This is a genomic window from Comamonas sp. GCA5 (genome assembly GCF_036541385.1).
Taxonomy (GTDB): Bacteria; Pseudomonadota; Gammaproteobacteria; order Burkholderiales; family Burkholderiaceae_C; genus Comamonas; species Comamonas aquatica.
Genome location: NZ_JAZHFR010000149.1, coordinates 1 through 3,436 on the forward strand (window position 1 = coordinate 1; position 3,436 = coordinate 3,436).

Genomic DNA, 3,436 nt, shown 5'->3' on the forward strand with positions numbered 1-3,436 from the left:
CGCGGTACTCGGCCGCCAGGGCGTCCACGCCGCTGACGCGGGCCTGCTCGGCGGCCAGCACCAGGCGTTCGATCTGCGACAGGCCCGCCGTCAGGGCGGCGCCCAGCAGCAGGTCTTCGCAGGCCTGGGTGGCCACGGCGACCTTGCTGCGCTCGTGGCGGGTGGCGAATACGGGGTTGCCGGTGGCGAGGCCGGCCAGGCGGTCAATGGTGTCGGTCATGAAAAAACGTTTCCGTCGTGCAGTTGGCGAATGCGGGCGGCGCTGTCCGCGGCGGTCCACTCCGTGCCGTCCAGTTCGGGCTCGGCATAGGCTTGCAGCTGGGCGAAGTGGTGCTCGATGTCCTCGCGGTAGAACAGCGCGGCCAGCCCCTGGGCCAGCTTGCGGGCGCCGTCGCTGATGGCGGGAATGTCGCCCGAGATCGTGCCGTGGGACAGGGCGGCCGGATAGCAGAAGCAGTGAATGCGCTCCAGCCCAGGCTGGGTGCCGGGTGTGCGCTCCTGAAATTCAAACAATGCGCCCAGGTCGGGGGAGGCGGACAGCTCCGCATCCTCCTGCCCGGTGGCGGGTTGGTAGCGCTGGTTCCACAGACGCACGTGCGGGGCGATGTCGGCAAACTCCGGGCGCAGGCGCCAGTCGATGGCAAAGCCGGTGGAGACAATCAGGAAGTCCAGCACGAACACGCCCTGGGTGGTGTGCACGTGCAGCTTGTCGCCCACGGGTTCCACGCGCTGCACCGCGCAACCCAGGTGGAAGTGGGCGTTGGCATGGCGCGCCACGCGCAGGGTGCTGCCCTGCGGGGGCGGCACCTGCTGGGCGTTAATGTAGTGGCGGATGCGCCATTTCCAGTCATCGGACAGCAGGTACTGGCCGTGGGTCAGGCCGGGCACGCCCGAGCCCTTGGACTTGTTGATGCGCGGCAGGTCGCTGCGGCGCACCAGCAGGTCCACGCTGGCGGCGCCCAGTTCCAGGGCCGTGCCGGCGCTGTCCATGGCCGAGGCGCCCGCGCCCACCACGCCCACATGCCGACCGGCCAGCGTGGCGTAGTCCATGGCATCGGACGAGTGGGCCCAGAAGCGGCGATCGATGCCGTGCATGAAGGCCGGCACCTGCGCGCCACCCAGGCCGTCGCGGCCTGTGGCCAGCACCAGGCGGCGCGTGAACCAGGTGCGGGTGTGGCCGTCGGCGCGCACGTCCAGGGCCACCAGGCCATCGGCCTGGGGACGCACGGCGAGCACCTCGTGCGCGTTGCGCACATCGGCGCCGGTGACGCGGCGGTACCAGCGCAGGTAGTCCATCCATTGCAGGCGCGGAATCTTGTCGAGGGCGGTCCAGGCCTCCAGGCCGAACTGCGCAATGAACCAGGCACGGAAGCTCAGCGCAGGAATGCCCAGCGCCGGGCCGGTCAGCTCCTTGGGCGAGCGCAGGGTCTCCATGCGCGCCGTGGTGGCCCAGGGGCCCTCGAAATCGCGCGGCGAACGGTCCAGCAGCACCGGGCGGATGCCAACCTGGCGCAAGGCCACGTTCAGCGCCAGGCCGGCCTGGCCGGCGCCGATCACCAGCACGTCGTGCACGGCCTCGCCGTGGTGGGTGCGGGCGGGCAGCCAGCTCTTGGCTGGCCAGCCCAGGGTGGTGAAGTCGTCGCGCAGGCGTTCTTCCAGGGCCGGCAGACCAGCCGGCTGGGGGTGTGAAGCAGCGGAAAGAGACATAACAAAATCCAAAAAGCGCCTGAAGCTCGTGAGAGCGGCAGGCGCAGAGCAGCAGGCAGTGCTGCGATCCTAAACGTGGAATCAGTCGATGCTGATCTTGGCGTCCTTGACCACCTTGGCCCACTTCAGACGGTCCTGGTGCACGGTACGCTTGAACTGTTCGGGCGATTCGATGCGCAGGGTGTTGCCCTGGGCGTTGAAGCGATCGCGCACCTCGGGCAGCTGCTGTGCCTCATGGATGGCCTGGCTGAGCTTGCGGATGATCGGTGCGGGCGTGCCCTTGGGGGCGAACACGCCGAACCAGATCGAGCTGTTGAAGCTCTCGGTGCCGGGAATGCCGCTGGAGGCGATGGTCGGGACTTCCTTGACGGCTTCCACGGCCTTGGCCGTGGTCACGCCCAGCAGGCGCACCTTGCCGGCCTTGTAGTGGGGCAGCACGCTCTGCACCTGGTTCATGATGCAGCAGGTCTCGCCGCGCAGCACCGAGCCGATGGCTTCGGGGCCGCCCTTGTAGGGCACGTGCACCATGTCCAGGCCCAGGCGGGCATTGAGTTCGGCGAAGGCCATGTGGGTGCCTGCGCCGTTGCCGGTGGAGGCGTAGTTGTACTTGCCGGGGTTGGCTTTGACGGCCGCCACGAACTCCTGCAGGTTCTTGACGTCCAGCACGTTGGGGTTGACGGTCAGCACATTCGCCACGTCGATGATGGGCGCGACGGGGATGAAGTCGGCTTCCACATCGAAGGGCAGGTTCTTGTACAGCGCGGCGTTGCTGCCGTGCGTGGCGGCGGTGCCGAAGTACAGTGTGTAGCCATCGGGCTTGGCGCGCGCCACGTATTCGCTGCCGATGTTGCCGGCCGCGCCGCTCTTGTAGTCAATGATGATGGGCTGGCCCAGGCGCTGCGACACGGGCTCCTGGATCGAGCGGCCGACCATGTCCACGCCGGAGCCGGCATTGAAGCCCATGATCAGGGTCACGGGGTGCTGGGGCCAGGCCGCGGGTTCGGCCGCCTGGGCAGCCCAGGGCAGCAGCGCCAGTGCCGCCATCGCGGCCAGGGAGGACGGGGCGGCCCGCAAGGACCGGGACAGGGGACGGGACAGCAGGCGCATGGTGCAAAGCGTTCAAAAAATCAGGGATCTACTTATTTTGATTGCAAAATAATTACGGTCTTTTATATGCTTATGTGGAATAAAGAGTGCTTCCGCGTCCGCATCGGCCGGGGTGCGGTGTGCGTTGCAGACGACAAGCCAGGCGCGCCCTTGTGCAGTAAGCTTGTGGCACGCGGCCCGGAGCGCTGGATGCGCCTGGGTTTTCATCGGCTCTTGCTTGCAGGCTTGCTATGAGTGACACCTCGGCTTTCGGTTTCGGCAAATTCATCCCCGGTTTCGATTTCTTGCAGAACCTGGGCAAGGCCGGCCAGGGCGCATCGGCGGTACCGCCATTTGCCCACTGGGTCGCCCCCACGGTCAGCGTGGAAGAGATCGACAAACGCATCGAAGAACTCAAGGCGGTGCAGTTCTGGCTGGAGCAGAACAACCGTGCCCTCAGTGCCACGGTGCAGGCCTTGCAGGTGCAGCGCATGACGCTGTCCACCTTGCAGGGCATGAATGTGAACCTGGCGGACCTGGCCCAGGGCTTCCCTTTCGCGGGCGCTGCCAAGGTGGCGGTGGACGCGGCCGCGGGCCAGCCGCTGTCCAACTGGCCCCTGCCGGCCCAGGCGGCCGTCGATCC

The 3,436-nt window shown here is 67.4% G+C and carries 3 protein-coding genes and 1 pseudogene; 1 reads left to right on the top strand and 3 read right to left on the bottom strand.

Annotation, left to right across the window (positions count from 1 at the left end):
- From SJH88_RS18660 to SJH88_RS18670, 3 genes and pseudogenes are all read right to left on the bottom strand, one after another.
- Window positions 1-220 (bottom strand): annotated as a pseudogene (locus SJH88_RS18660) (carboxymuconolactone decarboxylase); the annotation flags it as partial.
- The gene (locus SJH88_RS18665; protein ID WP_274755334.1) at window positions 217-1,707 is read right to left on the bottom strand and encodes an NAD(P)-binding domain-containing protein; all 1,491 of its coding nucleotides are present in this window, start codon (window positions 1,705-1,707) and stop codon (window positions 217-219) included. The gene SJH88_RS18665 and the pseudogene SJH88_RS18660, both read right to left, overlap by 4 nt.
- An 81-nt stretch (window positions 1,708-1,788) precedes the next feature.
- Window positions 1,789-2,814 (bottom strand): Bug family tripartite tricarboxylate transporter substrate binding protein, encoded by a 1,026-nt coding sequence (locus SJH88_RS18670; RefSeq protein ID WP_416232803.1) that lies wholly within the window; start codon window positions 2,812-2,814, stop codon window positions 1,789-1,791.
- 230 nt (window positions 2,815-3,044) lie between these two features.
- Here SJH88_RS18670 and SJH88_RS18675 point away from each other — a divergent pair.
- Window positions 3,045-3,436 (top strand): PhaM family polyhydroxyalkanoate granule multifunctional regulatory protein (locus SJH88_RS18675; protein ID WP_331700468.1); only part of this gene is annotated, 392 nt, incomplete at its 3' end.